Source organism: Phormidesmis sp. 146-33 (genome assembly GCF_052939515.1).
Genome location: NZ_JBJPHU010000267.1, coordinates 1 through 1797 on the forward strand (window position 1 = coordinate 1; position 1797 = coordinate 1797).

The window sequence follows — 1797 nt, forward strand, 5'->3', positions numbered from 1 at the left end:
ACTCACGGTTCGCTCATTTTCAGGGAGGGTCGTCAGATTGCGGACCCAAGCGAGTATAAATTTCTATTGAGAAATTCATCAACTGCAACACTCGTTGCTGAAGCAGATTCAGACTGGAGAGATCAACATAGACCTCTCCTTTAGCATGAATCAGAACGAGCGTGATTTCCTTGAAACTCTCCAGCACTTTTTCTGCGGTGGGTTGAGCAGTAGACCGCTTGGGATTGCCTGCATATAGCCCCGCTAACTCTGCCTGTTCGAGTGCTAGGGAGCGACGCACCTGAAACTCAACTAAGGTCAAGAGTTGCAGTCCGATAGAAAGGAGTCTGATTAATCCTTTGATATGGTCTTCGCGTTGCAGGAACATCGGCTTGAGTGAGAGGGGCTGCCCTTTGAGCCGACCAAACTGCTGCTCAATCACATACTCCTGTCGATAAGCGATGACTGCCTGAGATAGCGATAAGTCCGCTTGAGGCTGATTCGTGGCATAGACTCGCCAACCGAGTTGCTGCATTTGTTGCTCAACCGCTGTGAGGTCGAGCGTAAAGTCTACTTGAAATCGGCGTTGCTCAACGACCTGTGCCGGTCTATTGCCATAGTTTCGTTGTGCAACTTGGGTGATTTGTACTGGATAGTTCAACGCAAACAGAGACGTGACGCGATGCTTGGCGATAATTCGCTCGGTCGCCTCGGTCAAACTTTCGAGGTCGCCAAACGGTTTCTTGCCGCGACCCGGTTGATTCAGTGCTGCTAACTCAGACTGTGCTTGGTCAATTCGAGCTTGCAAAGCTTGCTTTTGGGCATTGCCGTGAGCTATCGAGTACACAACCAAGCGGCGCTCTGTCCAAGTCCATTCTGTTTTCTCGACTGGCATTGCGCAGACGGACTCTTGTTCATAGCCCTCAGCAATCAGCGTGGTTGTACCATTTGCATAATCATAGTAGGTCGGCTCTAATCCGACCTGTTTGGCTTGGACAAGACTCAGATACTCCTGCATCTGGGCATCACTTACCTGCATTTTCGACAATGGACACAAATAGTAATCGCCCCCCGACGCAATCAGATATCTTGTGTTCAAGCTACTCATCTTACAATCGCCCACATACATCAGTCCAGTCACGTTGAGCGTTTGTCTAACTTGTTCAACTGCCGGGGCATACAATGGGTCATCTGCCGCGTTGCCTGCGACAATCTCACTCACAATCGGCAATCCCAATGGGTCTAAGCTCGCCATCATCAGTTTAAGTTGGCACAAGTCCGGTCGAGGGTCTTTGCTATGTCCGCGTTGAAACAGTCCATCTTCGCTCGCACTCCAAAATCCACTGGTGGTTGTACTATCGAGTCGAACCCGCTCTGGGCGCAGGTCATACACTTGAATCTGTCGCTGCGTCAGGCTTGCCTCACACTGCCGCCAGTCGCCATCATCGCTCAAATATCGCAACACCCCTTCTAAGCGATCATCACTCCAATCGAGTGCTCGAATCTCCTGTCCTAAACTGCCTCCAAGCGTCTCAAGATGATGCTCTACCCATCCTTGTACCTGGTTCAACCGATGGATCCGCTTGCGACAAGATGTGACTCAGCCAGACCACAGCAACGGTGCCTAAACTCACTCCCTGCCAATTGCCGTGCTGTGGGAAGTGTTCATCCAGCAGGGCTTGCACCCCCATGCGCTCTAACTGGGCTAGCAGTAAGGGAATGTCATCTACTCGTTCGGTTGTGATGCTGACGGGATGGCTCATTGCCAAACTTTAGCTCAATCTGCTGACCTTGCTCAAAAATGGGCGAACCGTGAGT

Annotated in this window: 1 protein-coding gene; it reads right to left on the reverse strand. The window is 51.0% G+C overall.

The features are described 5' to 3' along the window. Nucleotides 1–19: 19 nt before the first annotated feature. The gene (locus ACJ2PR_RS35820) at nucleotides 20–1549 is read right to left on the reverse strand and encodes an IS1634 family transposase (RefSeq protein WP_446880628.1); all 1530 of its coding nucleotides are present in this window, start codon (nucleotides 1547–1549) and stop codon (nucleotides 20–22) included. Nucleotides 1550–1797 lie beyond the last annotated feature (248 nt).